At 72.7% G+C, this 25,780-nt stretch carries 28 protein-coding genes and 1 pseudogene; 18 read left to right on the forward strand and 11 right to left on the reverse strand.

The window, feature by feature from the left end; translation table 11 throughout:
• The first annotated feature begins 11 nt into the window (after positions 1-11).
• Complete coding sequence (locus AC07EG_RS11750; protein WP_478253010.1) at positions 12-1,043, forward strand: FAD-dependent oxidoreductase; 1,032 nt, start codon at positions 12-14, stop codon at positions 1,041-1,043.
• Between the two features lie 3 nt (positions 1,044-1,046).
• On the opposite strand, the gene rph is transcribed toward AC07EG_RS11750, so the two are convergent.
• On the reverse strand, positions 1,047-3,632 hold the full coding sequence (rph, locus tag AC07EG_RS11755; protein WP_478253092.1) for a rifamycin-inactivating phosphotransferase: 2,586 nt from the start codon (positions 3,630-3,632) through the stop codon (positions 1,047-1,049).
• Between the two features lie 131 nt (positions 3,633-3,763).
• Here rph and AC07EG_RS11760 point away from each other — a divergent pair, with 131 nt between their 5' ends.
• On the forward strand, positions 3,764-4,366 hold the full coding sequence (locus AC07EG_RS11760; RefSeq protein WP_478253011.1) for a VOC family protein: 603 nt from the start codon (positions 3,764-3,766) through the stop codon (positions 4,364-4,366).
• Between the two features lie 60 nt (positions 4,367-4,426).
• On the opposite strand, the gene AC07EG_RS11765 is transcribed toward AC07EG_RS11760, so the two are convergent.
• Positions 4,427-5,068: a sulfotransferase family protein gene (locus AC07EG_RS11765; RefSeq protein WP_478253012.1), complete on the reverse strand. Its 642-nt coding sequence runs from the start codon at positions 5,066-5,068 to the stop codon at positions 4,427-4,429.
• Between the two features lie 185 nt (positions 5,069-5,253).
• Here AC07EG_RS11765 and AC07EG_RS11770 point away from each other — a divergent pair, with 185 nt between their 5' ends.
• Entirely contained in the window at positions 5,254-5,970 is a 717-nt protein-coding gene (locus AC07EG_RS11770; protein ID WP_478253013.1) for a helix-turn-helix domain-containing protein, read from the forward strand.
• Here the strand turns inward: AC07EG_RS11770 and AC07EG_RS11775 are convergent.
• Positions 5,952-6,527 carry a dihydrofolate reductase family protein gene (locus AC07EG_RS11775; RefSeq protein ID WP_478253014.1) on the reverse strand — a complete coding sequence of 192 codons (576 nt, stop codon included), beginning with the start codon at positions 6,525-6,527 and terminating at the stop codon, positions 5,952-5,954. The genes AC07EG_RS11770 and AC07EG_RS11775 overlap by 19 nt on opposite strands.
• A 386-nt stretch (positions 6,528-6,913) precedes the next feature.
• Here AC07EG_RS11775 and AC07EG_RS11780 point away from each other — a divergent pair, with 386 nt between their 5' ends.
• The 10 genes from AC07EG_RS11780 (at position 6,914) to AC07EG_RS11825 (ending at position 15,697) form a co-directional block, all read left to right on the forward strand.
• Positions 6,914-8,965, forward strand: a complete 2,052-nt coding sequence (locus tag AC07EG_RS11780; protein WP_478253015.1) for a helix-turn-helix transcriptional regulator — start codon at positions 6,914-6,916, stop codon at positions 8,963-8,965.
• Complete coding sequence (locus tag AC07EG_RS11785) at positions 8,962-9,255, forward strand: hypothetical protein (protein ID WP_478253016.1); 294 nt, start codon at positions 8,962-8,964, stop codon at positions 9,253-9,255. The genes AC07EG_RS11780 and AC07EG_RS11785 overlap by 4 nt, the downstream gene beginning before the upstream one ends.
• A gap of 149 nt (positions 9,256-9,404) precedes the next feature.
• Entirely contained in the window at positions 9,405-10,499 is a 1,095-nt protein-coding gene (locus AC07EG_RS11790; protein ID WP_478253017.1) for a hypothetical protein, read from the forward strand.
• Positions 10,496-10,852 carry a hypothetical protein gene (locus AC07EG_RS11795; protein ID WP_478253018.1) on the forward strand — a complete coding sequence of 119 codons (357 nt, stop codon included), beginning with the start codon at positions 10,496-10,498 and terminating at the stop codon, positions 10,850-10,852. The genes AC07EG_RS11790 and AC07EG_RS11795 overlap by 4 nt, the downstream gene beginning before the upstream one ends.
• Positions 10,849-11,607 carry an ESX secretion-associated protein EspG gene (locus tag AC07EG_RS11800; RefSeq protein ID WP_478253019.1) on the forward strand — a complete coding sequence of 253 codons (759 nt, stop codon included), beginning with the start codon at positions 10,849-10,851 and terminating at the stop codon, positions 11,605-11,607. Before AC07EG_RS11795 ends, AC07EG_RS11800 begins: the two co-directional genes overlap by 4 nt.
• Positions 11,608-11,630: 23 nt before the next feature.
• Positions 11,631-11,978, forward strand: coding sequence for a YbaB/EbfC family nucleoid-associated protein (locus AC07EG_RS11805; RefSeq protein ID WP_478253093.1), 348 nt, complete (start codon positions 11,631-11,633; stop codon positions 11,976-11,978).
• Positions 11,975-12,295 (forward strand): type VII secretion target, encoded by a 321-nt coding sequence (locus AC07EG_RS11810; protein ID WP_478253020.1) that lies wholly within the window; start codon positions 11,975-11,977, stop codon positions 12,293-12,295. The genes AC07EG_RS11805 and AC07EG_RS11810 overlap by 4 nt, the downstream gene beginning before the upstream one ends.
• Positions 12,292-13,524, forward strand: coding sequence for a hypothetical protein (locus AC07EG_RS11815; RefSeq protein ID WP_478253021.1), 1,233 nt, complete (start codon positions 12,292-12,294; stop codon positions 13,522-13,524). The genes AC07EG_RS11810 and AC07EG_RS11815 overlap by 4 nt, the downstream gene beginning before the upstream one ends.
• Positions 13,521-14,630: a serine hydrolase domain-containing protein gene (locus tag AC07EG_RS11820; RefSeq protein WP_478253022.1), complete on the forward strand. Its 1,110-nt coding sequence runs from the start codon at positions 13,521-13,523 to the stop codon at positions 14,628-14,630. Before AC07EG_RS11815 ends, AC07EG_RS11820 begins: the two co-directional genes overlap by 4 nt.
• Complete coding sequence (locus AC07EG_RS11825) at positions 14,630-15,697, forward strand: alpha/beta hydrolase (protein WP_478253023.1); 1,068 nt, start codon at positions 14,630-14,632, stop codon at positions 15,695-15,697. The genes AC07EG_RS11820 and AC07EG_RS11825 overlap by 1 nt, the downstream gene beginning before the upstream one ends.
• Positions 15,698-15,749: 52 nt before the next feature.
• Here the strand turns inward: AC07EG_RS11825 and AC07EG_RS11830 are convergent, their stop codons facing one another.
• The 4 genes from AC07EG_RS11830 to AC07EG_RS11845 all read right to left on the reverse strand — a co-directional run bounded on the left by AC07EG_RS11830 (position 15,750) and on the right by AC07EG_RS11845 (position 19,509).
• Entirely contained in the window at positions 15,750-15,878 is a 129-nt protein-coding gene (locus AC07EG_RS11830) for a hypothetical protein (protein WP_478253024.1), read from the reverse strand.
• A 53-nt stretch (positions 15,879-15,931) separates the two neighbouring features.
• Positions 15,932-18,427 (reverse strand): class III lanthionine synthetase LanKC, encoded by a 2,496-nt coding sequence (gene lanKC, locus AC07EG_RS11835; RefSeq protein WP_478253025.1) that lies wholly within the window; start codon positions 18,425-18,427, stop codon positions 15,932-15,934.
• Between the two features lie 254 nt (positions 18,428-18,681).
• Positions 18,682-19,089 (reverse strand): hypothetical protein, encoded by a 408-nt coding sequence (locus AC07EG_RS11840; protein WP_478253026.1) that lies wholly within the window; start codon positions 19,087-19,089, stop codon positions 18,682-18,684.
• Between the two features lie 66 nt (positions 19,090-19,155).
• Positions 19,156-19,509 (reverse strand): STAS domain-containing protein, encoded by a 354-nt coding sequence (locus AC07EG_RS11845; RefSeq protein ID WP_478253027.1) that lies wholly within the window; start codon positions 19,507-19,509, stop codon positions 19,156-19,158.
• Positions 19,510-19,670: 161 nt separating this feature from the next.
• Between AC07EG_RS11845 and AC07EG_RS11850 the strand changes: the two genes are divergently transcribed.
• Positions 19,671-20,036, forward strand: coding sequence for a DUF1330 domain-containing protein (locus AC07EG_RS11850; protein WP_478253028.1), 366 nt, complete (start codon positions 19,671-19,673; stop codon positions 20,034-20,036).
• A 371-nt stretch (positions 20,037-20,407) separates the two neighbouring features.
• Here the strand turns inward: AC07EG_RS11850 and AC07EG_RS11855 are convergent, their stop codons facing one another.
• Entirely contained in the window at positions 20,408-21,157 is a 750-nt protein-coding gene (locus AC07EG_RS11855) for a GH12 family glycosyl hydrolase domain-containing protein (RefSeq protein WP_478253029.1), read from the reverse strand.
• Between the two features lie 196 nt (positions 21,158-21,353).
• Positions 21,354-21,593 (reverse strand): annotated as a pseudogene (locus AC07EG_RS11860) (PASTA domain-containing protein); the annotation flags it as partial.
• A gap of 38 nt (positions 21,594-21,631) precedes the next feature.
• On the opposite strand from AC07EG_RS11860, the gene AC07EG_RS11865 reads away from it, so the two are divergent.
• The gene (locus AC07EG_RS11865; RefSeq protein WP_478253030.1) at positions 21,632-21,889 is read left to right on the forward strand and encodes a hypothetical protein; all 258 of its coding nucleotides are present in this window, start codon (positions 21,632-21,634) and stop codon (positions 21,887-21,889) included.
• 160 nt (positions 21,890-22,049) lie between these two features.
• Positions 22,050-22,808: a GAF and ANTAR domain-containing protein gene (locus AC07EG_RS11870; RefSeq protein WP_478253031.1), complete on the forward strand. Its 759-nt coding sequence runs from the start codon at positions 22,050-22,052 to the stop codon at positions 22,806-22,808.
• On the opposite strand, the gene AC07EG_RS11875 is transcribed toward AC07EG_RS11870, so the two are convergent.
• A complete protein-coding gene (locus AC07EG_RS11875; RefSeq protein ID WP_478253032.1) occupies positions 22,786-23,418 on the reverse strand; it encodes a TetR/AcrR family transcriptional regulator in 633 nt (210 codons plus the stop codon). The two genes, AC07EG_RS11870 and AC07EG_RS11875, sit on opposite strands and share 23 nt — an antisense overlap.
• Before the next feature lie 63 nt (positions 23,419-23,481).
• On the opposite strand from AC07EG_RS11875, the gene AC07EG_RS11880 reads away from it, so the two are divergent.
• The gene (locus tag AC07EG_RS11880; protein ID WP_478253033.1) at positions 23,482-24,342 is read left to right on the forward strand and encodes an alpha/beta fold hydrolase; all 861 of its coding nucleotides are present in this window, start codon (positions 23,482-23,484) and stop codon (positions 24,340-24,342) included.
• Here AC07EG_RS11880 and AC07EG_RS11885 read toward each other — a convergent pair whose 3' ends face one another.
• Positions 24,343-24,666, reverse strand: coding sequence for a DUF3140 domain-containing protein (locus AC07EG_RS11885; protein WP_478253034.1), 324 nt, complete (start codon positions 24,664-24,666; stop codon positions 24,343-24,345).
• A gap of 95 nt (positions 24,667-24,761) precedes the next feature.
• On the opposite strand from AC07EG_RS11885, the gene AC07EG_RS11890 reads away from it, so the two are divergent.
• Positions 24,762-25,406, forward strand: a complete 645-nt coding sequence (locus AC07EG_RS11890) for an ATP-binding cassette domain-containing protein (protein WP_478253035.1) — start codon at positions 24,762-24,764, stop codon at positions 25,404-25,406.
• The last annotated feature ends 374 nt before the right edge of the window (positions 25,407-25,780 follow it).

Genomic DNA, 25,780 nt, shown 5'->3' on the forward strand with positions numbered 1-25,780 from the left:
CAGGAGCCACCGTGCACGAACCAGTCACCATCATCGGCGCCGGTCTCGGCGGCCTCGCCCTCGCCCGGGTGCTGCACGTCCCCGGCGGCCCTGGCCAGGGCGGGCTGCTCGGCATCCACGACTACAACGGCCAGCTCGCGGTGGCCGCGGCCGGGCTGGAGGACGAGTTCCGCGGCCTGGGCCTGGAGGGCCGCCAGGCGATGCGGGTGCTCGATCCGCACGGCACCGTCCTGGTCGACAAGGCCGACGACGGCACCGGCGGGCGGCCCGAGGTGCACCGCGGCGAACTGCGGCTGCTGCTGCTCGACTCGCTCCCGGACGGCACCGTCCGCTGGGGGCACCAGGCCGGCGGCACCCGCACCCTGGCCGGCGGCCGCCACGAGGTCACCTTCGACGACGGCAGCGCGGTCGTGACGAACCTGCTGGTCGGCGCGGACGGTGCCTGGTCACGGGTCCGGCCGCTGCTCTCGCCCGCCACCCCGGAGTACGCCGGCACCCGGCACCCGGCCGCGGCGAAGGTGGTCGGCGGCGGCATGCTGATCGTGCCCGCGGCGGGCAAGGGCAGCAACGCGCACCGGGAGAGCGGCGACACCCTGCACACCCACGTCTCGCTCACCGGGCCACCGGACTGGTTCGCCGCCATCGACTTCACCGACGCCGCCGCGGCCACCGCCGAGATCGCGCGGGGGTTCGACGGGTGGGCGCCGGAGATCACCGCGTTGATCACCGAGGGCGACACCGCGCCGGTGTGGCGCCCCCACTACGCGCTGCCGAAGGGACACCGGTGGCCGCGGGTGCCGGGGGTGACCCTGGTCGGCGACGCCGCCCACCTCGCCGCCCCGGACGGCGAAGGCACCAACCACGCCATGCTCGACGGCGCCGCCCTCGCCGCCAACCCCGGCGACGTCGAAGCCGCGCTCGGCGCGTACGAGCAAGCCATGTTCACCCGCGTCGAAACCCCCGCCGAAGAGGCCCTCCTGCTGGAAAGCCTCTTCGGCGACGACGTCCCCCAGGCCGTGCTCGACCTGTTCGGCGAGCACTGAGTTTCAGTCGAGGAGTTCGACGTAGCCGTCGGTGCCGTGGACGCGGATCCGCTGGCCGTCCCGGATCAGCCGGGTGGCCCGCTCCACGCCCACCACGGCGGGCAGCCCGTACTCCCTGGCGATCACCGCGCCGTGCGTCATCAGGCCGCCGACTTCGGTGACCAGCCCGGCGATCGCGACGAACAGCGGGGTCCAGCTGGGATCGGTGTAGGCGGTGACCAGGATGTCGCCCGCCGCCAGATCGGCCCGCGCCATGTCCACCACCACGCGGGCCCGCCCCTCGACGCTGCCCGCGGAGACCGGCAGCCCGGCCAGCGCGCCCGCCGGGAGGTCGTCGCGCCGGTACTGCCCGGTGATGGCCTCGCCGTCCGAGGTGAGGATCCGGGGCGGCGTGAGCGTTTCGTACCACTGGAACGCCTCACGCCGTTCCCGGATGAGCTGGTCGTCCACCTCGCCGGTGCGCACGACCTCGTGGAATTCCTGGAGGCGCAGGTAGAAAACGTCCTCCTGCGCGCGCAGGACACCGGCGCGCACCAGGCGCCCGGCTTCTCGCAGCAGCGCCTGCTTGTAGACGAAGTAGCGGCTGATCATGCCGTACTTCGGGTATTCGCGGTAACCGGCGAAGGTGCGGACGCGGTCGATCATCCGCTTGGTCTCGGCGGCTTTGCCCTCGCCGTCCGGCAGGGCCGCCAGCCGTGCCAGCAGGTCCTCCTCCTTGCGCTCGGCTTCCCGGAGCCCCTGGTCGAAGCGCTGCTTGCCGGCCCCCGGCCCGAAGTTCCTGATGTTGCCGAGCAGCGTGGGCAGCAGCGTGGCGGGGCGCTCGCTCCACCGCGGCCTGGTGAGGTCGATCTCACCGGCGCAGCGCATGCCGTACTCGTCGAGGTAACCGCGGATGGCGTCGCGTGCCGCCGCGCCACCGGGCAGGCCGGCCAGTTCGTCCAGGAAGTCGTCGCGGCCCTCGTCCGCCACCCGCTGCAGGAACGCCACCACCTCCGCGTGCGGCCGGATCGTGTCCGCCACGTCGAGCAGCGCCAGCCCCATTTCGGCGGTGACGTTGCCGGGCACGGACTGGCTGAGCACGTCGGCCGCGTTCTTCTCCCCCAGCCAGTCCGCCAGCTTCTCGTTGAGCCACCAGTTCGCCTCCATCCCGGCCATGATCACCTGGCTGCTGCGCGGATCGAACAGGATCCGCTGCAGCTCGTTGAGGTCGGCCAGGATGAATTCGAGCAGCGCCGTTCCGGACAGCGGCTCGATCTCCCGCCGCAGGGCGGCGACGGACTCCCGGTTCCGCGTGATCAGTTCGGTGACGATGGCCGGATCGGTCTCGATCGGCGCGGGCGGGGCGGGCGGGGTGACCGCCGGTTGCTCGTCCGGCAGCGTGGGCACGAAGTCACCGCGGTCGAGCAGGGTCTGCAGGGCGTCGTGGATCAGCGGGTCGGACCGGCCGACGCCCGCCAGGATGGCCGCGCGGCCCGACGGCGTCGCCAGTTCCTTGGCGACGTCGACGAACAACCGCCCGCCGGCCTCGTGCATCGGCCGCTTGGTGGTCAGCTGCCACACCGACAACCCCAGCGGTTTCATCGCGTCGGTCATCATCTGCTGGTGGCCGACGGAGATGTAGACGTGGTTGTCCTCGTCCCCGGTCTCCGGGATCGGGAACAGGGTGGTGATCGGACGGCTCTGCACCAGGTGGAACTCGTCGCCGGCCAGGCACCACTCGATGTCCTGGGGACGGCCGAAGTGCGCCTCGACCCGCCTGCCCAGCCGCACCAGCCGCAGCACCTGCGCCTCGGTCAGCGCCGTCCGCGCCCGCCGTTCCGGGTCGACCGGCTCCTCGCGGGTGCCGCCGCCCGGCACCGCGAGCACGGCCTGCTGCTTGCTGCCGACCACCGTGGTGACGAGCCGGTCGTCGCGCACGGTGTGGACGTCCGGGTTCACCAGGCCGGAGACCAGTGCCTCGCCGAGGCCCCAGCCCGCTTCCACGGTGGCGACCCGGCGGTTCGACGTGACCGGGTCGGCGGTGAACAGGATTCCGGCCGCGTCCGGGAACACCATCCGCTGCACCACCACCGCCATCCGCACGTCGCGGTGGCCGAAGCCGTTGCGCAGCCGGTAGGTGACCGCGCGTTCGGTGAACAATGAGGCCCAGCAGCGCCGGATGTGGCGGAGGACCTCCTGCGGGCCCACCACGTTCAGGTACGAATCCTGCTGACCGGCGAAGGACGCGGTGGGCAGGTCCTCGGCCGTGGCGCTGGACCGCACCGCGTAGGCGGCTTGCGCGCCGAGGCGGGTCAGCGCGGCGTTGATCTCCGCCACCAGCTCGCCGGGCACCTCGGCGCCTTCGATCGCCTCGCGGAGTTCCGCGCTGAGGGTGCTGATCGCCGCGCGGTCGTCCGGCCGCACGCGGGACAGCCGGTCGAGCCGGGCGTCGATCGACGGCACCGAGGCCAGGATCCGGCGGTAGGCGCCGGTGGTCACGCAGAAGCCGCCGGGCACGCGGACGCCGTCGATCCGGGCGAGTTCGGCCAGGTGCACCCCCTTGCCGCCGACCGCGGCGGCGTTCCGGTCGATCTGCTCGAAGCCCAGCACGTGGTCCAATTCCGTTGCTCCATCTCGGGTCCGGTCGGTTTCGGACGCGCAGTATGGAACAAAAATCGGCGGCTCATGAGGGGCGCGGATCTGCTATAAAATAAAAGTGGGGGTTGGTTACCGTCGCCCTCATGGACTTACTCGACCACCTGCTGTTCGGTGTGCGTGATCTGCGGGCCGCGGCGGAGCGCATCCGCCGGGAGTGGGGCTGGGGCACGGTGCCCGGTGGCTCACCGGCGCCGGGGATCGCCAACGCCGTCGTGCCGCTCGAACCGCCGGTGTACCTCGAACTGGTGACGGTCACCGATGCCGGGGCGAGCGAGGCCGCGGCGGGCCTGGCGGCCGCGATCGAAGCCGGTGACCGGCTGTTCACCTGGGCGATCGAACCCGGCGACCTGGACGCGCGGGCGGCGGACCTGGGCCTCACCCCGTTGCACGGCGGTGGTGACACGGGACGGTGGCGACTGCTCGGCGCGGTCGAGCCGAGCCACCCCTTCCTCATCGAATACGACGTACCCCGCTCGCGGCGGTTGGCGGGCTGGCGGCGGGATTACGCCGCGGCCGCGCACGGGAACGCGCCCGGCCGGGTGCTCCGCCTCAACCTGGGCGGCGACGAGGCCGGGGTACGCCGGTGGACGGCTGATATCGAGGTGCCGATGCACTTCACCGGCGGGTCACCCCAGCTGCACAGCGCCGTGATCGCCACGGCTGGTGGGGAGGTTGTGGTGCGTTAGGTCTCCGGCGGAGTGCGGAAGCCGTGTCGTGCCGGGCTCCGGCCGAGCCTGGTGTCCTGGTCACCAGCCGAGGGTGCCGTCTTCCAGGAAGCGGTCGACGTTTTCGGCGAAGTCCGCGGAATCGTTGACCCGTGGGAACGGTTCCTGCGGCACCCCGGCGCCGAGGAACTCGCACAGGGGTTCCCAGCCGTCGGCCACCTGGTAGACCAGCAGCTTGTCCGCGGGCACCGTGGCCATCACCTCGGTGTTGTGCTGGACGAAACCGGCGATCGTCTCGTCCTTGCCCCGGTCGCCGAAGCCGCGTTCGGCCATGGCCTCCATCATGTCCGGGCTCACCCCGCTGTCCCCGGCGGCGAACTTCGCGGCCACCTGCTCCATCACCGGGTGGTAGATGGTCGCGGCGGCGCTGTGGTACCACCGCTCCGGGTCGCGCACGCTCAGCAGCACCTTGGCGTCGGGGAACAACTCCAGCATTTCCCGCCACAGCAGGCAGCCGGGGAAGTCCACAGTGGCCCGATAGCCGTCGACCGCGGCGCGCAGCGCCTCGCGGTCACCCCGCAGCGCGTCGGCCCACAAACCGGTGGTGGCCGGCTGCGCCAGCACCTCCTTCATGTGGTGGCACGGGGCGTACCCCAGGGTCTCCAGCGCGCTGTGCAGGGACATGGTGCCGGTCCTGCCGAACCCGGCCCCGATGAGGTCCACCACTGGTCTGCTCCTCCGCTCGGCCTGCCGAGGACTCTAGGCCGTCGCGGTGGTGCCGGTCAGCCGGACCAGCCGACCACGCCCACCCGGTTGAAGTCCTGGCACCCGCAGCCGATCCGGGTGACCTTCGGCCCGCTTCTGCGGGGCGAGCTGTACCTTCCGGTCCACCGGCTTAAGATCCACCGGTGGGAACGGGACTCCGGTTCGAAACGCGGTGGTCGGACTCGGCGTGGGTGGACACCGTGTGGACCTGCCGGAGCGAGCGGGTCGCCCGGATGACCTCGGTCGCGACCGAGACCTGGGGCCTGGTGTTCTGGCAGCAGCGTGGCCGGAACCACGCGGCCGTCACCGGCCCGGAAACCCGGACCGGTACCGCGCCGGTGCCCGAAGGGGCGGCGTTCGTGGGCATCCAGTTCGCCGTCGGCACCTCGCTGCGGGCCGTGTCGACGCCATCCGTGGTCGACGGCGGCATCGTGCTGCCCGACGTGACCAGCCGGGCGTTCTGGCTCGACGGCGACCGGTGGGAGACCCCCGGGGCCGACGACGCCGAGGCGCTGGTCGAGCGGCTGGTCCGGCACGGCACCGTGGTCCGCGACCCGCTGGTGGCCGACCTGCGCCGCGGGCACCGCCCGGCCGTGGCCGAGCGCACGCTGGAACGCCGGTTCCGGGCGGCGACCGGCCTGACCAGAGGCGCCGTCCGGCAGATCGAGCGCAGCCGTGCCGCCGCGGTCCTGCTCACCTCGGGTGCCGAGACGGCCGACGTGGTGGACAAGCTCGGTTTCTACGACGAGCCGCACCTGGCTCGCGCGCTGCGCCGGTACGTCGGCCGCACCGCGCAGCAACTGCGTTCCGGCGAGGGCGGTGCGATCGCCCTCGACCCCGCTCAGCGCACCACGTCGTAGACCAGCTTGGCCACCCCGTTGGCGTAGGCGGCCGACTCCCGCAGCCGCAGGTTCTGCTTGTCGCGGTCGGCCCGGCTGAACACGCTCTTGCCCGCGCCCAGCAGCACCGGGAAAACCAGCAGGTGGTACCGGTCGACCAGGTCCGCCTCCGACAGGCGCCGCGTGAGTTCCGCGCTGCCGTGGATGAAGATCGCCCCGCCGTCGGACCGCTTGAGCGCCTCGACCTCCTCGGCCGACCGCAGGATGGTGGTCGGGCCCCAGCCCCCGACCAGTTCGTCCTCGGACAGGCTCGTCGAGACCACGTACTTCGGCAGTTCCCGGTAGTCGGCGTGGTCCGCCGAGCCGGGCCAGGTCGCGGCGAAGGCTTCGTAGCTCCGGCGGCCGAACATCAGCGCGGTCGTCTCCGCCAGTTCCTCGCCCTTGAGCGAGAACGCCTCCGGCACGAACTCCGTCTCCATCACCCAGCCACCGCTGCGGTGCCCCTCCTCCTTGCCGCCCGGCGAATCCACCACGCCGTCCAGCGACATGAAACCCGTGTAGACCAGTTCTCGAGACAAGGGAACTCCTTCACCGAATGGCAACGTCCCGGTGATCCTAAGGGCGGCGGCGGGGCGGGGTCTTGGACGGAAACGACAACCGGCCGGGCCGCTACCAGCGCCTGTTCCCCTGGCCGGGGACTTGGCCTCGTGAACTCACCGCCGCGCCCACGATCGGGCCGCAAGCGATCCGCTGCCGGGGGACCACGACGTCGACAACGATTTCGGCAACACCATCGAAACCAAGCTGGGCTTCGCGGCCTGAACGCGAGGGTGCGCGACGGCGGCGAAAGCGAGTGGACGCCGGTCCGATCGGTGGCCCCCAGGCAGGCCGAGCCGGTGTTCTCGGGCGGTGGGTTTTTCACTAAGCTCGATCCGCCCCACCGCCTGCCTGGAGGATTCCCGACGTGGCCAACCGTTTCGGCGTCCTCCTGCGTGACGCGCGGCGGCGGGCCGAACTGACCCAGGAGCAACTGGCCGCGCGGTCCGGTGTCGGCGTGCGGACCATCCGGCGGCTGGAGAACGGCAGCGGCAACGATCCCCGCATCGGCACGGTCACCCTGCTCGCCGACGCGCTGGGAGTAGGTCCCGACGAACGGCGCAACCTCCTGGTCGCCGCCGGTGGCACCCCGCCGCCCGACCCCGAACCCGCGCCCGCACCGGCCGTTCCGGCCACCCCGGTTCCCAGCAGGCTGCCCGCCGTGCCGCCGGAGGTCGCCGCGGCGGCCGACGACCTGGCCAGGGTGATCGCCGCCCGGCTGCGGCGCGAAGAGGAACTGCGCCGCGTGCACGACCCGTTCCCGCTGCCGGTGCGGTGGCGGCAGGCACCGGAACACCTGGCGGACCACTGGGACAACGTCTGCCGCGTGCCGGCCGGGATGACCGCCGCCCCATTGGACCTTTCCGGTGAAGTGGGGGACCCGGCCGGTGCCTACCGGCGCGTGCCGTCGCGGCGGCTGGTGGTGCTCGGCCGCGCCGGCTCGGGCAAAACCGTGCTGACCCTGCGGTTCGTGCTCGACACCCTGGCCACGCGCACCCCCGGCGACGCGGTCCCGGTGATCTTCAACATCGGCGGCTGGAACCCGACCTCGACGCCCCTGCGCAGCTGGCTGGTCGAACTGCTGCAGCGGGACCACCCCGGCCTGGCCGCCTCCGCGCCGGGCGGGGCGACGCTCGCGGCCGTGCTGGTCGACACCGGCCGCATCCTGCCCGTGCTCGACGGGTTCGACGAGATCGCCGAGGGACTGCACCGACCGGCACTGGAAACGCTGAACTCGCTGTCCATGCCCCTGGTGCTGACCAGCCGGTTCGGCGAGTACGAGCGCGCGGTGACCGTGGTCGACGTGCTGACCTCGGCCGCCGTGGTCGAACTGACCGACCTCACTCCGGACGACCTGGCCGGGTACCTGCCCCGGACCGCCCGGCGCGTCACCCCCGGCAGCGCGGCCACGCCGTGGGACCCGGTGCTGGAGGCGTTGCGCGAAGGGAAAACGGACCCGGCCGCCAAGCTCGCCGAGGTGCTGCGCACCCCGCTCATGGTCGGCCTCGCCCGCACCGTCTACAGCGATCCGCGTGACCGCGATCCGGCGGACCTGCTGGACGCCGGCCGCTTCCCCACCACGCAGGCGCTGGAGGAGCACCTGCTCGACAGCTTCGTGCCCACCGTCTACCGGCAGCAGCCCGGTTCCGGCGACGACCCGGGCTGGGCGGCCGAGCACGTCCACCGCTGGCTGGGTTTCCTCGCCGACGACCTCGACCGGCGGGGCACCGGCGACCTCGAGTGGTGGCGGCTGGGCAGTTCGGACCTGCGCCCGAGGTCCCGCGTGCTGCTGGTGACGGCACTGGTGTGGCTGGTCACCACGCTGGTCGTGGTGCTGGTGTTCAGCCCGATCAACACCATCTTCTACGACTGGCCCATGCGGCCGTACCTGGTGCTGCTGGACGGGCTGGTCAACGGCCCGGTGCTGGCCGTGCCGTTCGGCCTCCTGTACTGGCTGACCGTGCTCCGCAAGGGCGGGGTGCTGGAGCCGACGCGGGTCCGCGTGCGGTTGATCGGCCGCTCGGCGCGGCAACCCGGGATCCGGCGGAAGGTCGTCACGCGGTTCGTGGCGGGCACCGCCGGGGGCCTGCTGGCCGGCGCCGGTTACGCGGTCACGACCGTGCTGGTGACCTCGCTTTCGCCCGACACCTCGCTGATCGGCGACCCCGGGCTGCTCGTGCACGCGGTGGCGGTCAACGTCGCCGCCTACGGGCTGATCTTCGGCCCGGTCTGCGGGGCACTGCTGGCGTTCCTGGTCGTGCTGGAGACACCCGCGAACCTGACCACCGCCACCAGCCCCGCCGATCTGCTCACCGTCAACCGGGTGACCACGCTCCGCCTGGCCGGGTTGCTCGGGGTGGCGCTCTGGCTCGCGTCGCCTTCGGCGGCTTCGCGGCCGCGAGCGCGTTGCAGGGGTTGACGGGTCCGTCCCTGACGCTCACCTGGACGGTCAAAGCGAGCTTGCTGCTCGGCCTGACCGGGAGCCTCGCGGCCGCCTTCGGCTACGTGGTCACCCTCACCGCCTGGGGGCAGTGGCTGGTCTTCGCCCGCTTCCGCCTCCCGCTGCTCGGCAGGCTGCCGTGGGCGGTCCGCGCTTTCCTCGAAGACGCCTACCGGCGGGGGGTGCTGCGTCAGTCGGGCGCGGTCTACCAGTTCCGCCACGCCCGCCTCCAGGAACACCTCGCGAAGACCCACCGCGCCGGTCGTTGAGGCGTTTCGCCTGATCAGCCCCACCGGCCACGGATGGCCGCCCGCTGCCCTTCCCCGCGTGCCCCGAGCCGGACCAGCATGGCCGCACCGAGGAGCTGAGGTAACTCGAAAGGGGATCCGGGGTGGCAAGCGAGAGTGCCGTGACACCCGTGACGGGCACGTCCGGCGTGTGGGACTCGTACTTCGGCCTGCCGGCACCACCGGCGGGCAGCGTGAACTGGGAGGCGTACAGCCACGAGGAGCTGTACCAGATGCTGTGGCAGGACGCGGACGTCGCCGACGTCAGCACGATCGCCGCGGAGTGGGCGGAGCACCGGGCGGCGCTGGTCAACCACGCCGAGGTGCTGCGCGAGCAGCGGGCCGCGCTGCTGGAGGGGTGGCGCGGGCCGGGGGCCGAGGAGGCGGCGCGCCGGCTCGGCGTGCTCGCCGACCGGGTGGACACGCTCGCCGAGCTGGCCCACGCGGGGGAGCGGGCCGCGGGACAGGCCGCCGACGCGTTGTCGATGGCGCGGGCGAACATGCCGCCACCGCCGGGGGACCCGGCCGCGCCGATGGCCGACCCGGTGACCAACTGGGCGGGCCTGACCGCGGCACCGGCCCCCTTCACCCCGTCCGCCCCCGCGGCTCCGGGTGCCGCGTTCGGGGCGGTGGGCGGCGCCGGGTTCAGCTTCTACTTCGGCGCCGGTGCGACCGACCTGCAGAAGCAGCAGGCGGTCCACGCGATGCAGAACTACGAAGCCCGCCTGACCGATTCGAGCGAGCTGATCGGGCAGGCGCGGAGCACCATTCCCGCCGCCGCGACGCTGCCCAGCCGGGCCACCCGGCCCTCGGGTGCGGTGGTGGCGGCCGAGGGCACGCCGTCGTGGCGGAGCCTCGTCGGCGCGACGGGAACCGGCACCGGTGCCCGGACCGGGGGCGTGGCCGGGGGACTGGCAGCCGGTGCCATCGCCGGGGCGGGGCTGACCGGCGGGCTGAACTACACCAGCCAGCTGGCCCAGGGCAGGCGGAGCGGTGCGTTGGGGGTGCCGGGCGGATCCGCTGCCGCCGCGCGGGTCGCGGCGGAGCCGGCCGCGGGCCGGTCGGGCGCGATGACCGGCGTGGTGCCGCCCGGCGCCGGCGCCGGACGGGGTTCGGCCGACGAGGACCACGAGAACTCACTGCCGACGATCGACCACGGCCTGTTCCCGATCGAGGAACCGGCCAGTGAAGCGGTCATCGGCCTGCCGCCGGAGCAACACCGGTGAACGGGCTCGAACTCGACCTGGACCTGCTCGACCAGCGGATCGTGACGCTGGCCGAACTCGGCGACCTGACCGGCGACCTGGTGGCCACGGCGAGCAGGCTGGCCGAGCGGCTGCCGATGCTCGGCACCGCCCCGCCCGCGGTGCACCTGGCGGTGCGCCTGCGTGAGGCGGCGGGCAGCGGTGGCCTGGCCGGGGAGATCGAGGCGACCGTGCGGGAGGTGCGGGAATTCCAGCAGATGCTCGACGAGGCCAAGGGCAAGTACCAGGACCACGACACCCGGTCCGGCGAAGATGTGCGGAAAGGGGACGAGACCGGTGCGGACCGGCTCAGCCCGGCGGGGCGGGCCTCGTGACCGCCCGCTTCGACCTCGTCGAGCTGGACCTGCTCGGGGCCTGCGCGGGCACCCGGTTCCCCTTCCCGCTGCGGGTGCCGTCGTTCGGCCGGATCGAAGGCGAGCGACGGGAACTGCTCACGGCGGCGGGGCAGCGGCTGATCGGGCGCGGCCTCGCCGGGGCGGACGGACCGGAGGGCCTCGCCGCCGACCTGGTCACCGCCTTGCGCGAGCACCGGCGTGCGGTCGACCTCGTGGTGGCCGACCGCACCGGGGTGACCGGCGTGGTGGCGATGGTGCTCGGGGACCACGCCGTGGTGTGCGGCCAGCCGATCGGCGGCACGCCGGGCCCGGTCACCGTCACCCGGATCGCGGCGGACGCGCTGACCGGGGAGTTCACCAGCCGGATCCCGGAGGTGGCCGCGGCACCCACCATGCCGGTCACCCTGCCACCCGGGGTCCTCGGCGACGCCACGCGGCTGCTGGAGAACACCGCACCCCGGCAGCGGGTGCGCACCCTGGTCCGCGAACGCGGTGGCGACGAGGCCGCGGTCGACGTGCTCACCGGCCTGCTGTCGTCGGTGCCGGGCCGGGGGCAGCTCGGCGCCGTGGTCCGGCCGGCGGCCGGGGAGCCGGTGCGCCCGTTCGAGCTGTCTTGGCTGGACTGTCCACAAGGGAGAGTCCGGGTGGACCGCGACGACGGCGACTGGGTGAGCGTCAACCCGCTGCGACCGGCCGAACTGGTCCGGGCCGTGCGGGCGGCGGCGGCGTCATGACCGACAACACCAAGGGGAAGACCATGGATCCAGCACAATGGCTCGCGGACTACCGCGACCGCCTCGAACGCGCGGCGGACGGCGCCCGGCGGGCCGGGGACAGCCTGCGGCGGGCCGGGGCGAGCGCGCGGTCGCCGCGGGGCGAGGTGACCGTCTCGGTCACCGCCACGGGCGCGCTCGACGGCCTCCAGCTGACGCCGATGGCCCGCAAGCTCGAAGCCGGAGCGCTCGCCGCGCTCATCGTGGCCACCGCCCGCGAGGCGCAGCGGCTGGCCGCCACGCAGGTGGCCGAGGTGATGGCGGGTTACCTCGGGGACAACCAGGCGCTCACCCGGATCACCGAGCACCTGCCCGCGGAGGTCGTGCGATGACCGGCCCCGGCGGGGCCCGGGTCGACCCGGAGCAGCTGCGCGGGCACGCGAGCAGGCTGGCCGCGCACGCCGACGAGCTGTCCTCGATCGGCGCCGCCCTGCCCGGTGAGCTGGGTGCCGGGTCGCTCGGCGCGTTCGCGCAGTTCATCACCACCGGCCTCGGCGCGGCGATGACCGCGACCACGGCCGCGTTCACCCAAGCCTCGTCCACTGTGGACAAACTGGGGGACGGGCTGCGGCAGGCCGCCGACCGGTACCAGGACGAGGACGATGGAAACGCCCAGCGGATCGCCGGTTTCGAGGAGGGGACCCGATGAACGGCACGACCACGGAGACCTCCGCGCTGGAGATCACCACCGCGCTCGCGGAGCTGCGGATCGCCGGGGACTCCGCCGGCGGCAAGGACTGGGTTTCGGCCGAACTCGCCGGCGAACCCGTTGTCTCGCTGGACATGCTGGGTTCGACGGCGAGCCCGCTGTCCGCGCTGGCCAGCGCGGGCTGCGAGTTCCTCACCCCGGTCATCTCGTTCCTGGAGGAGCCGCTCGGCCAGCTGCGCGGTGAACCGGATTCGGTGTCGGGGCCCGCCGGGCAGCACGAGCGGGCCGCCCGCGGCGCCACCACCGTCGCCGGCGACTATCACTCCACTGTGGACACCGAGACCAGCGAATGGTCGGGTGGTGGCAAGGAGGACTACACCGCGACGGCCACCAAGGTGGTCGACGGGATCAAGGTGATCGCCGAGGCGGCGGCGGCCAACGCGAAGGCGATCGTGGCCGCGGGTGAGGTGGTGGCCCAGGTCGTCGACATCGTCACCCGGCTGATCACCGAGGCCGTCGGCAAGATCGTGCCGATCATGACCGAGGCGATCGCCGCGGCGCCCGCGACCTTCGGCGCCAGCATCGCGCAGGCGATCCCGCGGTGCGTGGCGATCGCGGTGGACTACGGGGGCCAGCTCGCCGGGAAGCTCGGCGCGCTGCTCACCAGCGGGGAGAACCTGGTGAAGCTGATCGAGGGCGCGGTCGGCGTGCTCGAGGTCACCAAGGAGGCGCTCACCGTCATCGGCGACGTGGCCAGTGGCTCGTCGAGCCCCAGCGAAACCGGCGAGACCAGCCATAGCGACGAGGCCAGCCAGACCGGCCAGGTCAGCCAAAGTAGCCAGATCGGTCAGGCCGGTGAGACCGGCCAGGCGAGCCAGAGCAGCCAGATCGGCCAGAGCGGTGAAACCAGTCAGGCGAGCCAGAGTGGCCAGGCCAGCCAGGCGAGCCAGATCGGCCAGAGTGGTCAGGCCAGCCAGAGCAGCCAGACCGGCCAGAGCAGCCAGACCGGCCAGGTCGGCCAAGCCAGCCAAACCGGCCAGAGCAGCCAGATTGGCCAGGTCAGCCAGAGCAGTCAGGCGAGCCAGATCGGCCAGAGCAGCCAGAGCGGCGAAACCGGCCAGGCCGGTCAGGCCAGCCATGGGGCCACCGAGCAGGAAGGCACCGAAGCGGACACCGTCCAGCACCCGCTGGACGGTGCGTGGATTCCGGTCAGGGAGGACCAGGTATGAGGAACCGAACCATCCGGCGATTGGCCGGGATAAGCGTGCTGGCGCTCGTCTTCAGCACACCCGTCGCGCACGCCCAGGACCACGCGGCCACCCGGGCCGTGCTCGACCAGTACCAGGCGAAGGCCGGTCCCGGCGCGGCCGTGCACGCCGGGGCCGGGACCGGCGGCTGGACGCTGGCCAGCGGGTCCGCCAGCACCCAGCAGCACCGGGCGATCACCGCGGCCGACCACTTCCGGATCGGCAGCCAGACCAAGACCTTCACCGCGGCGGTGGTGCTCCAGCTGTTCGACGAGGGGCGCGTCGCGCTCGACGCGCCCATCGAGCAGTACCTGCCCGGGGTGGTCACCGGCAACTACGACGGCAACGTGATCACCGTGCGGCAGCTGCTCAACCACACGGCCGGGCTGACCCGCGACCCCAGCGGGGCGAAGGCGGAGGCGGACGGCACCTACCGGCTGGCCGAACTGGTGCGGGCGGCGATGGACGACGCCCCGCAGGCCGCGCCCGGCAGCCAGGTCAAGTACTCCAACGCCGGTTACTTCGTGCTCGGCCTGCTGGTCGAGAAGCTGACCGGGCAGTCGGCCGGTGCCGCGATCACCGAGCGGATCATCACCCCGCTCGGGCTCACCGGCACCTCGTTCCCCGCCCCGGGTAACCGCGCCCTGCGCACCCCGTTCGTGCCCGGTTACCAGGGCGGCCGGATCGGCGGCCTCTTCTTCTGGGTCGACGCGACCACGCTGTACGAGCTGTCCAAGGCAGCCACGGCGGGCGCGATGGAGTCCACCTTGGCCGACCTGGCCCGGTTCTACCGCGCCCTTTCCAGCGGTGAGGTCGTATCCGCGAACGCGCTCGCCCAGATGCGCACCACCGTGCCGTTCGCGCCGGGTTCCCCGGCGGGTTACGGCCTCGGCGTCTTCACCACGCCCCTGTCGTGCGGTGTCCCGGCCTGGGGCCACGACGGCGTTTCGCCGACCGGGCACGCCTCGATCACCATGGTCACCGACGACGGCCGGTTCGCCTCGGTGCTGACCAACGCCAACATCCTGCCCACCGACCCGGGGATCATCGACGTGGCCAATGCCGCCCTGTGTGAAGGAGAGTCCTGATGCTGCGCTGGACGAGGGCGGCGGCGTTCACGGCCGCGGTCGTGCTGGCCGGGAGCCTCACCGGCGCCACCGCGCAGGCGCAGCCCGCGCCACCGGTGTTCACCGACGGTCACGGGCTGACCGTGGTCCGGCAACCGTCGTGGGTGGACGGCAACCACCGCACGTTCACCTTCGCCGTGCGGACGGCCGAGGTGCCGGGGTACTCGGTGCTGCCGGGTCAGGTCTCCGGTGAGCACGTCGTCATGGTGACGCTGCCGGAGGGTTACGACACCTCCGGCAGCACCCGCTACCCGGTGCAGTACCACCTGCACGGCCACCCCGACCACCCGCTGAACCAGCAGATGTTCGAGGAGTCCACCGCCGGTGGCGTGCCGCTGATCACCGTGGCGCCCAACGGTTCCGGCCGCGGCTGGTACTCGAACTGGGTCAACCCGCCCGCCGCGCTCGGGCCGCAGAACTGGCAGAACTTCCACCTGGACCAGGTGATCCCGTTCGTCGACGCGAACCTGCGCACGATCGCGTCACGGGACGGCCGGGCGATTTCGGGGCATTCGATGGGCGGGTTCGGCGCGTTCCACTACGCCGAGCGCAGGCCCGAGCTGTTCGCCTACGCCGGTAGCTTCTCCGGCGGGCTCGACCTGCTGAACCAGGTGCAGCGCGCGGCGGTCGTGGCCACCACGCAACTGGCGGGCAGCGGCACCCCGACGGTGCCGGCGGACGCCATCTTCGGCGTGCCGGTCTGGCCGCTGGACGCGGTGTGGAACGCCACAAGCCCGGCGCAGCACGTGCGGTCGCTGCGGGGCATGGGCGTGGCGATGTACACCGGCAACGGCGGGAACCTGGCCGACAACGCACCGCAGGCGGTGACCGAGAGCGTGGCGCGCGACACGAACCTCGTCACGCGGGACAACCTGGTGGCGGCCGGTATCCCGCACACCTTCATCGACTACGGCGACGGCAGCACCTGGGCCGAGGGCTGCAACGGCAAGCACGCGCAGCCCGCCTGCCTCAAGGCCGACATGAAGCACTTCACCGGCCTGCTGATGGCGGGGCTGACCCACCCGTAGGCCGACCGCGGGAGTGGCCGTGCTGGCCACTCCCGCGGTCTGGGGGCGAGACTCAGTCGTCCCACCAGTGGTCGTCGTCGACCTCGCAGATGAGCAGGCTGAGCACGCTGCCGTTCGGTGCGGCCTCGGTGTGCCGGTGGTGCGCCACCGGCAGTGCCTGGAGGTCGAAGATGGATTCCATGGTGTCCCCTTTCGTGGAACGGTGTGTGTGGCTTCCCGGCCGGTCGGCCGAGTTCAGGGCGTTCCCGCCGGCACCCGGTCTTGGTGCGGCAGGAACGGCAGGGCGGCACCGGCGGCACTGGTCTCATTGACGCCGATGGCCGTGTGCAGGGCGAGCAGGATCCCGGCGCTGCCGGTGGCCAGATCCGTCGACAGGCGCAGGAGCTGGTGGCCGGGGAAGCAGAGGGCGCCGTGCTCGGTGACCGCGTGCAGGCCGAGGCCGGACAGGTGCCGCGCGAGCGGGTCACCGGCGCGGTCACCGGCCGAAGCGAGGGTGAGGATCAGCCCCGCCCGGCCCTGCATCAGCCCCGGGTGGATGGTGAATTCGACCTCGCAGGCGTGGAGCAGTTCGGGCAGGCGGGCCACGGCCGGGGCGCCGGGGCGGTGGACCGCCAGCGCCGCGGCGGCCAGCGCGATGCCCGCCGAGCCTGCACCGAGGTAGGGCAGCACCCTGTCGGCCTCGGTGTCCCTGGCCTGCAGGCCACCCCCCGGCACCGCTTCGCACGTGCTCAGGTCCCGCCGCAGCGCCCGGTCGGCGTGGTCGAGCCAGCTCGGGTCGCCGCTGTGCTCGTACAGCCGCACGAACAGCAGCGCCGCCCCCGCCCAGCCGTTCTCCAGCCCGGCGGTGGGCACGGGAGCCGCCTGGGGCAGCAACCGCACCAGCCGCTGCCCGGTCTCCGCCGCCTCCGGCGCGGCGCCGAGGTGCAGCTGGGTGAGGCCGATGCCGGCCAGCCCGCGCCCCAGACCGGGGCCACCGGCCGACGACGGCAGGGTGGCGAGCAGGGCGGCGGCCTCGTCGTGGTGGCCGAGGTGGTCGAGCACGTAGGCGATGCCGTGGCCGCCGTCGAAGAAACCGGGTTCGCCCGGCGGGGTGCGGCGGATCGCGTCGAGCAGCCAGGTCTCGTGCTCGGGGTGACGACCGGCGCCGGTGACGTCGAGGGCGTAGAGCACCCCGGCGGCGCCGTGGGCGAAGCCGAGGCCACCCGTCTCGAACTGGGTGATGTCGCCGGGGAACAACCGGTCCGCCCGGCCGGGGGTCGCGCTCGCCAGGATGCCGCCCGCGATCGCGTCACGCAGGGCGGGCCAGTCGGCCGGTCCGGGTTCGGCCGGCCACGGCGTCCGCCCGGCCCGCGCCGGGCTCGGCACGAAGTCCGGGGGCAGCTCGAAGCGCCGCCGGGCGAACGCCACCCAGTCGGCGGCCTTGCCGGGGGCCACCTCCAGCAGGTTGGCCAGCGGCAGGAACAACCACAGGCGCAGCACGGCGAGCGCGTGCTCGTCGACCGCGGTGCCGCGGGTGCCGCGCGGGGCGCGGAACCCGGGGGAGGCCATCAGCTGCGGGTCGGGGTGCTCGGCGTCGGAGGCCGTCTCGAAGTCGATCAGGGACACCTCGCCGGACTCGCCGACCAGGATGTTGCCCGGGTGCAGGTCGCCGAGGACCACCCCGCGGGCGTGCACCTGCTCGACGATGCGCGTGACGCGGCGGCACAGCTCCAGCGCCCGCTCGGTGTAGGCGCGGACCTCGTGCGCCGGCGGATCGACCTGCGTGAGCGGGTAGTGCGTGCTCAGCCAGCTGTTCAACCCGGTGCCGGGCATTTCGTCGAGCGCGAGGAAGTGGTGCTCCCCGGCGACGAAGTGGTCGTGCACCAGCGGGATGCCCGGAATGCCCGCCAGCCGCCGGAGGGTGTGGTACTCCCGGGTCAGCCGCTCGACGGCGTGCCGCCCGCGGCTGTCCAGCCCGGCGTGCGGCCGGGCTTCCTTCAGGATCACCGGCTTGCCGTCGGTGCGGCGGGTGGCCCGGTAGACCCCGCCGGCGTTCGAGAAGTGCAGTGCTTCGGTGACCCGGTAGGGCAGCGCGCTGCCGGAGGACAGCCGGGTGCTCAGGTGCGGTTCGAGGAATTCGGGCAGGCGGACCCAGTCGGGGACCTCGAACCGCGGCGCCCGGCGGTCCGGTACCACGGTGCCGTCCGGCCGCGTCAGGCCGAGCGCCCGGCTGCCCGCGGTTTCCACCCACTGCGTGGTGAACGAACCGTACCGGGTGTAGAGCGGCCCGGTGCCGTAACGCAGATCGGTGAGGATGTAGGGGCCGGGCAAGCCGTCGAGTTCGGCCGACAACTCTTCGAGCGTGGTGCGCAGCGCCGCTTCGTCCGGCGGGTAGATGGTGATGAACTTGCCGCTGCTGCTGCGCGGCGCGTACTTCCGGTTCGCCCAGGCGAGGTCGCGGGCGGACCGCAGGTGCTTGAACGCCAGCCCGTGCCGGGTGCAGTGGGCGTGGACGGCACCCAGCGCCCGCCCGGCGTGCGCCGGGGTGGCCGAGACGTGCACCTTCCAGCCCTGGGCAGGCACCGCGCCGGAGCGCGGCCGCAGCATCCGCCACGGTCCACTGTGGCCGCTGACCCAGCCGCTCGGCACGGGCGCGGCCTCGGTGAACGAGTTCCGCCCGCCACCGTTCCCGGCGGGCCGGTCATAATACGGCGACCCGTCGACGCAGAACTCGAAATAGCGCCATTCCACGGCACCCGTCCTCCAATTCGACGTGGGGTTACGACGTCGTGGAGCATTTTCAAGCCGACCATATCAATTTCCATTCGGCCGGTCGAACGGGTTCATTCATTCGAGTGTGCACGCGCTGCTACGCGGTCGATTCCGGGTGGATGCGCGGATCGATCGGCCCGGGCGAACGCAGTTCGCCGGAATAGAACTCGAACGGGCGGTTTCAATTCGGCGGTGGCCACTTCCGGCGTTTTCCGCGCTATGGGAAGCCGGCTTCACCCGCTCCGGGGGCGCAGGGAGAACTCGGCCCAGACGGTGCACCTGACCCCCGTGTGGCGCACGCCCCAGGCGGCGGCGAGGTGCTCCAGCAGCCAGCGCCCCAGGAAGTCGTTCTCCGCCGGGCGGGTGCGGCTGGCGACCGCGGATTCGAGGTAGTCCACCTCGATCGACAGCGTGCCCGGCCCGGTGTCCTCGTAGGCGAGCCGCACCCCGCGCAGCACGGCGGGCGCCTCGATGACGTTGGTGAGCAGTTCGTCGGCCAGCAGCAGGGCGTCGTCGACCACGGGTGGCGGGTGCTGGCGCAGCAGGCCGCGGAGCAGCCCGCGCACCCTGGCGGGGACCGCGCAGGCCTGACCCCGCAACGCGTCCCCGGGCAGGGTGACCGAGCAGGTGTGCCTGACCACTGTGTTGTGCCTCCGGTGGGTGCTCACCCCCAGCGGTACCCGGCATCCGGGGCGGCTAACACCGGGTCACCGGTGCGGTATGCCGGTCTCCGGAACGGGGGCGCGCACCGGCAGGACCCCGTCCAGCCGGAACAGCTCGACCAGCCGCAGCACCGCACGGGAGCGGCAGGCCAGGACGCAGTCGATGTCGGCGACCTTGGCGTGCAGCGTGCTGTCGATCAGCACCCGGAGCCCGTCGACGCTGCAGAAGGTCACCGCGTCGAGGTCCAGCACCAGTGCCGGGGGCGCGAGCTGGAGCTCGATCTCCAGGCACCGGCGCAACCGTTCGGCCGTGGCGCAGTCGAGCTCACCGGCGACGGCCACCTCCGTCTCCTGCGCGGTGGTCGTGACCAGCACGGACAGCGCCGGGGTGCCGGTCATGGCCGCGGCTCCCCGCGGTGGTGGCGAACAGCCGCACCGAACTGCCGCATCGTCGATCCCATCTGAGTTCCGGGCACGCGGCGGACAGCCGCGCACGGATCACCGGGTAACCCACTCGCCCCGGATCGCAAACCCCGCGTGGTGCCGGTCATGATGGCGCCATGGCGATCGATCCCCGTGGTGCCGATCTGAAACGACTGCTCGCCGAGGACCCCGGCGGGCCGGTGGTCATGCTGAACCTGCTGCGGTTCGCCGACGGCGGGTACGCGTCGTACCAGGAGTACGCGCGCCACCTCCAGGAGACCTTCCTGCCCCGGTACGGCGGCGAGATCCTGTACGCGGGCTCCGGTTCCACCGCGCTGGTGGCCGAGGACGGGCAGAGCTGGGACGCGGTGGCCGTCGTGCGCTACCCGGACCGGGCCGCGTTCAGCCGGATGGTCGCCGACCCCGAGTACCAGGAGGTGACCCGCCTGCGCACCACCGCGCTGACCGAGGCGGTGCTCCAGGCCACCGTGCCCTGGGATTGACCCCGCGCGGCCGGTCGTCGGCCACGCCGTAAGGGTTGACCTGCACCAGGCCGTGACACCATGGTGGATCGGTGAGGCCACCACCCGGACGGACGGCGGGTTCGCACTCCTGGCGGACCGTGGCCCGCCACCGCAACCAGGCGGGCCGCACGCGGCACCAGGTGTGTGCCTGCGGGGTGTGGCGAATCGTCGCCGGGCGCACGGAGAGGTGGCGGTCGTCCGGCGAGCCGTGCACCGGGGCGCCGCCGGTTCCGCGCACGCCGCGCGGCTGGCCGCACCACAAGGGGTGGGCGGAGGCCGGCTTCTTCGAATGAGGACGGTCACCCGCCGGCGTGGCTACCCGGCCGGCGGGTGGTGCCGGTGTGCCGCGGTCAGCTGGTGACCGACGCCGAGAAGTTGTCCACCGCCAGTCCGACGCCGCCGTTCCAGGGTTCGAAACCGGCCTGGATGCTGGTCAGGTACCAGGAACTGGTGATGGCACCCCGCGCGATGGTGTCGTTGATGAAGTCCTGCACGTTGAACGACCACGAACTGATCGCGGACGGCGCCACGTAGGAGATGACGTTGTTGGCGCCGTTGCTGCCGCGCCAGACCTCCCAGCTGCGGCCGCCGATCGTGGTGGTGCCCACGGGGTTGCCGATCGGCTGGATCTGGCCCTGGCGGTTGAACCAGATCATGATCTCCATCTGGTTGACCCCGTTGGTCTTCGGGGTCGGGTCGAGCCAGATGTCGTAGGAGGCGTTGTAGGTGCCGCCCGCGTACCGGTAGTTGATCGACGAGGTGGCCGAGCGGATCCGGCTGACCTGCATCGGGAGGGTGGAGCCGGGGGAGCAGTTGCTGTAGTGGCAGCCGAGGAAGACCGACGGGTAGGACAGCGGTGCGCCGTTGGTCGGGGCGGAGCCCTGCTGGCTGGTGAGCTGGAACCCGTTCGAGGTGACGTTGATGCACTGGGTCGCCGACGATCCCCAGCGGTTGTTCTGGACCACGTAGCGGTTCTGGATCGTGGTGGACCCGTACTGCTCGCAGATCGTCACGTCGGCGGTGGCCGTGCCCGCGGCCGCGACGATCGTGCCGGCGGCGAGGAGACCGGCGGCGAGGAGGGCCTTGATGGTGTTGCGCATGGGGCTCCTTCCGGGTGGTTATGGGAGCGCTCCCAAACACGGTGACGCCCGCCGGGTGCGGTGTCAAGTGCTCGGCTGGTGCCCGGTCACCGGCCGGATCTGCTCCCGGGCCACGCGAATCCGGCTGTGGCGGGGGACGGCGGGGTTCTCGCACCCCGGCCGTGCCGCCGGTGCCGCGGAACCGGACCCGCACGCTGTCCCAGCGGTACACCCGGCTGCCCGGTGGCGGGTGCTGCTCCGTGATCACCCACACGCCGGGCCAGGTGAGGGCGGCCAGGGGCGGGCCGTCCTGGTCCGGCTGCGCCAGTGCCACCCCGGCCGCGGAGGCGACCCGCCGCGCGGCGTCCACCGTCATGCCCACGACGTCCGGGACCACCACGACGTCCGCGTGCCGGCGCTCGCCCACGAGGCCCAGTATGGCCCGGCTCACCGGCACGCGGGTGTTGCCGCCGGGCCGCTGGGTATCCGGCGGCCATGACAGCAACGCCTTTCGGGCCCGGGGCGCACTCGGGCGAGCAATCGATCGCGGCGGCCGACCCCGGTAGGGGCGCGCCGGAGACCAGTCCCGGGTTCGGCGTCGAAGGGGATCAGGACAACGCCCCCGAGCAGCCGGACTCCTCCGAGCAACCGGACGCGCCCCAGGAGCCGGACACCTCCGAGAAGCCCGACGGGGCGGAGAAGCCCGACACGGACGAACCGGACGAACCGGAGCGGCCGCGCTCCGGCGACTGACCGGGGCCGCCGTCCGGTGGGCACGGCTGGGCCGGACGGCTCAGCGGGCCGAGTGGTGGAGCCGGACCGCAAGCGGACCGAGTAGGGTCGGCGCCGGTCGGCAGGCGGCACTGGCCGCGGGCCGGCCGGCGTGTCCAGACCAGCGAAAGAGGCCGGCCCCATGTCCGATCAGGTCCTCACCGTGGCGCGTGAACTGGCCGAGGTCTCCCGGCTGGTCGACGACGACGACCTCGACAGCGCCCTCGGCCGGTACGTCGACCGGGTGGTGGCCAGCGTGCCCGGCTGCGACCACGCGGCGATCACCGTCCGCACCCCGCACGGACCCGAGGCGGTGGCCAGCAACCTGCCCGCCGCGGTCACCGAGCGGGCCAACCGCCCGACCATCGCGGTCGGGCCGGTCGGCGAGGTGCTCGAACACCGCGAACCCCGCTACCTGCCCGACACCCGCCGCGACCACCGCTGGCCCGCCTACAGCGCCCTGCTGCGCGGGGCGGGCCTGCGCAGCAGCCTGGTGCTGCCGCTCCCGGCCCGGCGCACCCAGGCCGCCGCGTTCAGCCTGTACTCACGCAACCCGGACCAGTTCGACGCGTCCACGCACGACGTGGTCCTGATGTTCACCCTGCACGCGGGCACCACCTTCGACAACGTCAGCGTCTACCACCAGAGCGCGTCGCTGGTCGGCCAGCTGCAGACCGCGCTGGAGAACCGCACCACCATCGGCCGCGCGCAGGGGCTGCTGATGAGCCACTACGACATCAGTGCCGATGAAACCTTCGACCTGCTGCGCGGCTGGTCGCAGCAGCACAACAGCAAGCTCCGCGACCTCGCCGCCCGGCTCGTCGAAGCGCACGAACAGGGCACGTTCGAGGCCACGCTGCGCTCCTTCGCCGAACCGGTCACCTCGCTGGACGGCAGCTGATCCGGCCGGCCGGTCCGGCGAACAGCTGGTCCAGGCGGTAGTCGAGGACGGCCGTCGCCCTCGGCGCGTCGTAGGCGCCGACCAGGATCCCGGTCAGCAGCCCGGCGGTCATGGTGGCGAGCGCATCGGCTTCCAGGCCGGGATCGAGGTGGCCGGGGACCCGCCGTTCCTGCTGGGCCCGCCGCAGGTGCTCGGTCAGCGCCCGGACCAGGTGGGGCAGCATCGCTTCCTGGCCGGGGGACGGGCCGCCGCGGGTGACGTCCACCGCGAAGTAGGCGATCTGCACCGCGCACAGCATCCGGCTGCGTTCGTCCGACGGCAGCACGCCGAGCAGGTGGGCCCGGACGATCTCACGCTGGTCCCCGGTTTCCAGCGCGCGGGCGACGTGGGTCCCGGCGCGCTCGGCGCTCAGCTCGGTGATCCGGTGCCAGGCGAAGCGCAGCATCTCCTCCTTGGTGGTGAAGTAGTACTGCACCTGGTTCGCCCACATGCCCGCCTCCGCGGCCACCGCCCGCAACGTCACCGCCTGGAGCCCCTGCGTGGCGGCGATCCGGTAGAGCGCTTCCGCGATCTCACGTTTCCGCTGCTGGTGGTCGACCCGTTTCGGCACCGCGCCACTGTGCCACACGGCCTGTTATTGTTCAGATGAACAACCAAAGAGCCGGGGGTAGCGATGATCGGGAAGTTCGCCAGCCGGGAAGCGCAGGACCGCTTCTTCGCCGCTTACGACGAGGTGCTGCGGGCGTGGCCCGTGCCCGCCGAGGAACTGGACGTCGACACCGCGTTCGGCCCGACCCGCGTGCGCCGCAGCGGCACCGCGCCGGGCGTGCCGATCGTGTTGTTGCACGGGATCATGGGCACGTCGCTCTCGTGGTACCCGCACCTGGCGGACCTGGCCGCGCGGCACACGGTCTACGCCGTCGACACGATCGGCGAACCCGGGCGCTCGACGCAGACCGAGCCGCTCCGGTCCACCGAGGACTGCGCCCGCTGGCTCCGGGACGTGCTCACCGGCCTCGGCCACGACCGGGTCCACCTCGCGGGGGTGTCCCGAGGCGGCGGGCTCGCGCTGAACCTCGCCACGCGCTCGCCCGAGCGGATCGCCAGCGTCACCGGGATCGAGCCGGCCGGGTTCGCCGTCGTCGGCTCGGGGTTCATCCTGTGGAGCCTGGCCGAGATGCTGCGCTGGCTGATGCCGCAGGCGGTCCTCCGCCGGTTCGCCGCGGGAGATCCGAGCGTGCGCCACACCCTGCGGCCGCTGCTCTTCCGCGGTCTGCGGTACCGGCCGCACCTGCTCGCGCAGCACGTCTTCACCGATGACGAGCTGCGTGCGCTGACCGTGCCCACCCGGATCGTGCTCGCGGAGCGCAGCAACATCCACCCGGCGCGCCGCCTGGCCGCCCGCCTCGACGCGCTCGACGCACCCATCCACACCGAGGTGGTGCCCGGCACGACCCACGCCCTGTCCTTGCAGCGGCCCGAACTCGTCACCGCGCGGATCCTGGAGGTGGCCGGGTCCGCTCGGCCGAGCTGATCACTTCAGCGGGTCGTGGCCCCAGTTCATCAGGGAGTACCGCCACTTCGTGTCGCGCACGTCGCCGGACGGGCGTTGCGCGAGGTGCCGGTGGATGTAGCCGACCACCTTGCGCATGTGGTCCTGGTCGTCGCCGGTCAGGTCGCCCCTTTTCTTCTTGAGCAGGTCGACGATGCGCCTGCCCGACCGGTGGCCGGTCGACTCCCCGCCGTCGTCGTGCTGACCGGCCTGCTTCGATTCGTCGGTCTCGAGCCAGTCGGACAGTTCCTTGGCCGTCATGTTGACGTTGTCGTCGAACTCCCGCGGCACGTCCTCGTCGTTCATGCGCGGGGGCTACCCGGGGGCCGCGGGAATATCGCCGGTGGGCGGTGTCAGGGGCGTGTCAGAGGGGTGACAGCCCGGCTGCCGACCGTGGTCGCATGACGGGTTCAGCGATCGCGGTCTCGGAGCTGCGGAAGTCCGGGCCGAACCGGCTCGTGCTCGACGGCGTCGATTTCGACGTCCCCGGCGGCACGGTCTTCGCCCTGCTCGGTCCCGGGCGGACGACCACGGTGGACATCCTCACCGCCGCGGTGGCGGCCGACGGCGGCACGGTGCGCGTCGCCGGGTTCGATCCCGAGGCCGAGCCGGAACGGGTGCGCGCGGCGACCGCCCGGTTCACCGCCGCGGAGCCGGTGATGCTCGACGGCGAGCCGCGGATCGTCTTCCTGGACGAGCCGGACCGGGCGGTCGTCCGCGACCTGGCGGCGGGGGGCGTGACCGTTTTCCTCACCTCCCGGCGCTTCGAGCGGCTCGCCGACCGGATCGCGGTGCTCGACCGCGGCCGCCTGGTGGCCCAGGGACCGCCCGGGCAGCTCCGTCCCCACGTCCGGCTGCGGTTCGGCACCACCGCGGAACGCGCGGAGGCCGCCAGGGTGCTCCCCGAGGCGATGCCGGACGGGGATGCGCTGGCGTTGCGCGTGCCCGGGGACGGGGAGCCGGAATCGCTGCGGGATCTGGCGGATCGGCTGGGGGAGTATGCGCTGGAAGCGGTGAGTGTGCGAGTCGGTGCGGTGGCCGGGTGAGTGGCGGGACGGGGTGCCCACCCCGGTTTTCATTGTGACTACGGCGAAGACCCCGATGTCAAGGCGGGAAAGATGCCTTGACATCGGGGTCTTCGCCGTGTTCTTGGCGGTGGATCGGGGTGGGGCGGGGGTCTGGGTGGGTGGCTGGGGTCTGCCCGCTGGGCCCCGTTCGGGGGGTGGTTTGGGTGGGGCCGGTGGCTGGGTGTGCTGGTGGGTTTCGGTTCTGGTGGTGGTTTCGAGTGGGGGAGATGGCTGGGTGTGCTGGCGGGTTTCGGTGGTTCGAGTGGGGGAGATGGCTGGGTGTGCTGGCGGGTTTCGGTGGTTCGAGTGGGGGAGATGGCTGGGTGTGCTGGCGGGTTTCGGTGGTTCGAGTG

It is taken from the genome of Amycolatopsis sp. NPDC045836 (assembly GCF_056431745.1).

Excerpts from the sequence above, each read along its gene's own strand:
- AC07EG_RS11760 (WP_478253011.1), top strand. The coding sequence starts at position 3,764 with ATGGACTTACTCGACCACCTGCTGTTCGGTGTGCGTGATCTGCGGGCC.
- AC07EG_RS11805 (WP_478253093.1), top strand. The coding sequence starts at position 11,631 with ATGGATCCAGCACAATGGCTCGCGGACTACCGCGACCGCCTCGAACGC.
- AC07EG_RS11810 (WP_478253020.1), top strand. The coding sequence starts at position 11,975 with ATGACCGGCCCCGGCGGGGCCCGGGTCGACCCGGAGCAGCTGCGCGGG.
- AC07EG_RS11815 (WP_478253021.1), top strand. The coding sequence starts at position 12,292 with ATGAACGGCACGACCACGGAGACCTCCGCGCTGGAGATCACCACCGCG.
- AC07EG_RS11820 (WP_478253022.1), top strand. The coding sequence starts at position 13,521 with ATGAGGAACCGAACCATCCGGCGATTGGCCGGGATAAGCGTGCTGGCG.
- AC07EG_RS11825 (WP_478253023.1), top strand. The coding sequence starts at position 14,630 with ATGCTGCGCTGGACGAGGGCGGCGGCGTTCACGGCCGCGGTCGTGCTG.
- AC07EG_RS11830 (WP_478253024.1), bottom strand. The coding sequence starts at position 15,878 with ATGGAATCCATCTTCGACCTCCAGGCACTGCCGGTGGCGCACCACCGG.
- AC07EG_RS11845 (WP_478253027.1), bottom strand. The coding sequence starts at position 19,509 with ATGACCGGCACCCCGGCGCTGTCCGTGCTGGTCACGACCACCGCGCAG.
- AC07EG_RS11850 (WP_478253028.1), top strand. The coding sequence starts at position 19,671 with ATGGCGATCGATCCCCGTGGTGCCGATCTGAAACGACTGCTCGCCGAG.
- AC07EG_RS11855 (WP_478253029.1), bottom strand. The coding sequence starts at position 21,157 with ATGCGCAACACCATCAAGGCCCTCCTCGCCGCCGGTCTCCTCGCCGCC.
- AC07EG_RS11865 (WP_478253030.1), top strand. The coding sequence starts at position 21,632 with ATGACAGCAACGCCTTTCGGGCCCGGGGCGCACTCGGGCGAGCAATCG.
- AC07EG_RS11870 (WP_478253031.1), top strand. The coding sequence starts at position 22,050 with ATGTCCGATCAGGTCCTCACCGTGGCGCGTGAACTGGCCGAGGTCTCC.
- AC07EG_RS11880 (WP_478253033.1), top strand. The coding sequence starts at position 23,482 with ATGATCGGGAAGTTCGCCAGCCGGGAAGCGCAGGACCGCTTCTTCGCC.
- AC07EG_RS11885 (WP_478253034.1), bottom strand. The coding sequence starts at position 24,666 with ATGAACGACGAGGACGTGCCGCGGGAGTTCGACGACAACGTCAACATG.
- AC07EG_RS11890 (WP_478253035.1), top strand. The coding sequence starts at position 24,762 with ATGACGGGTTCAGCGATCGCGGTCTCGGAGCTGCGGAAGTCCGGGCCG.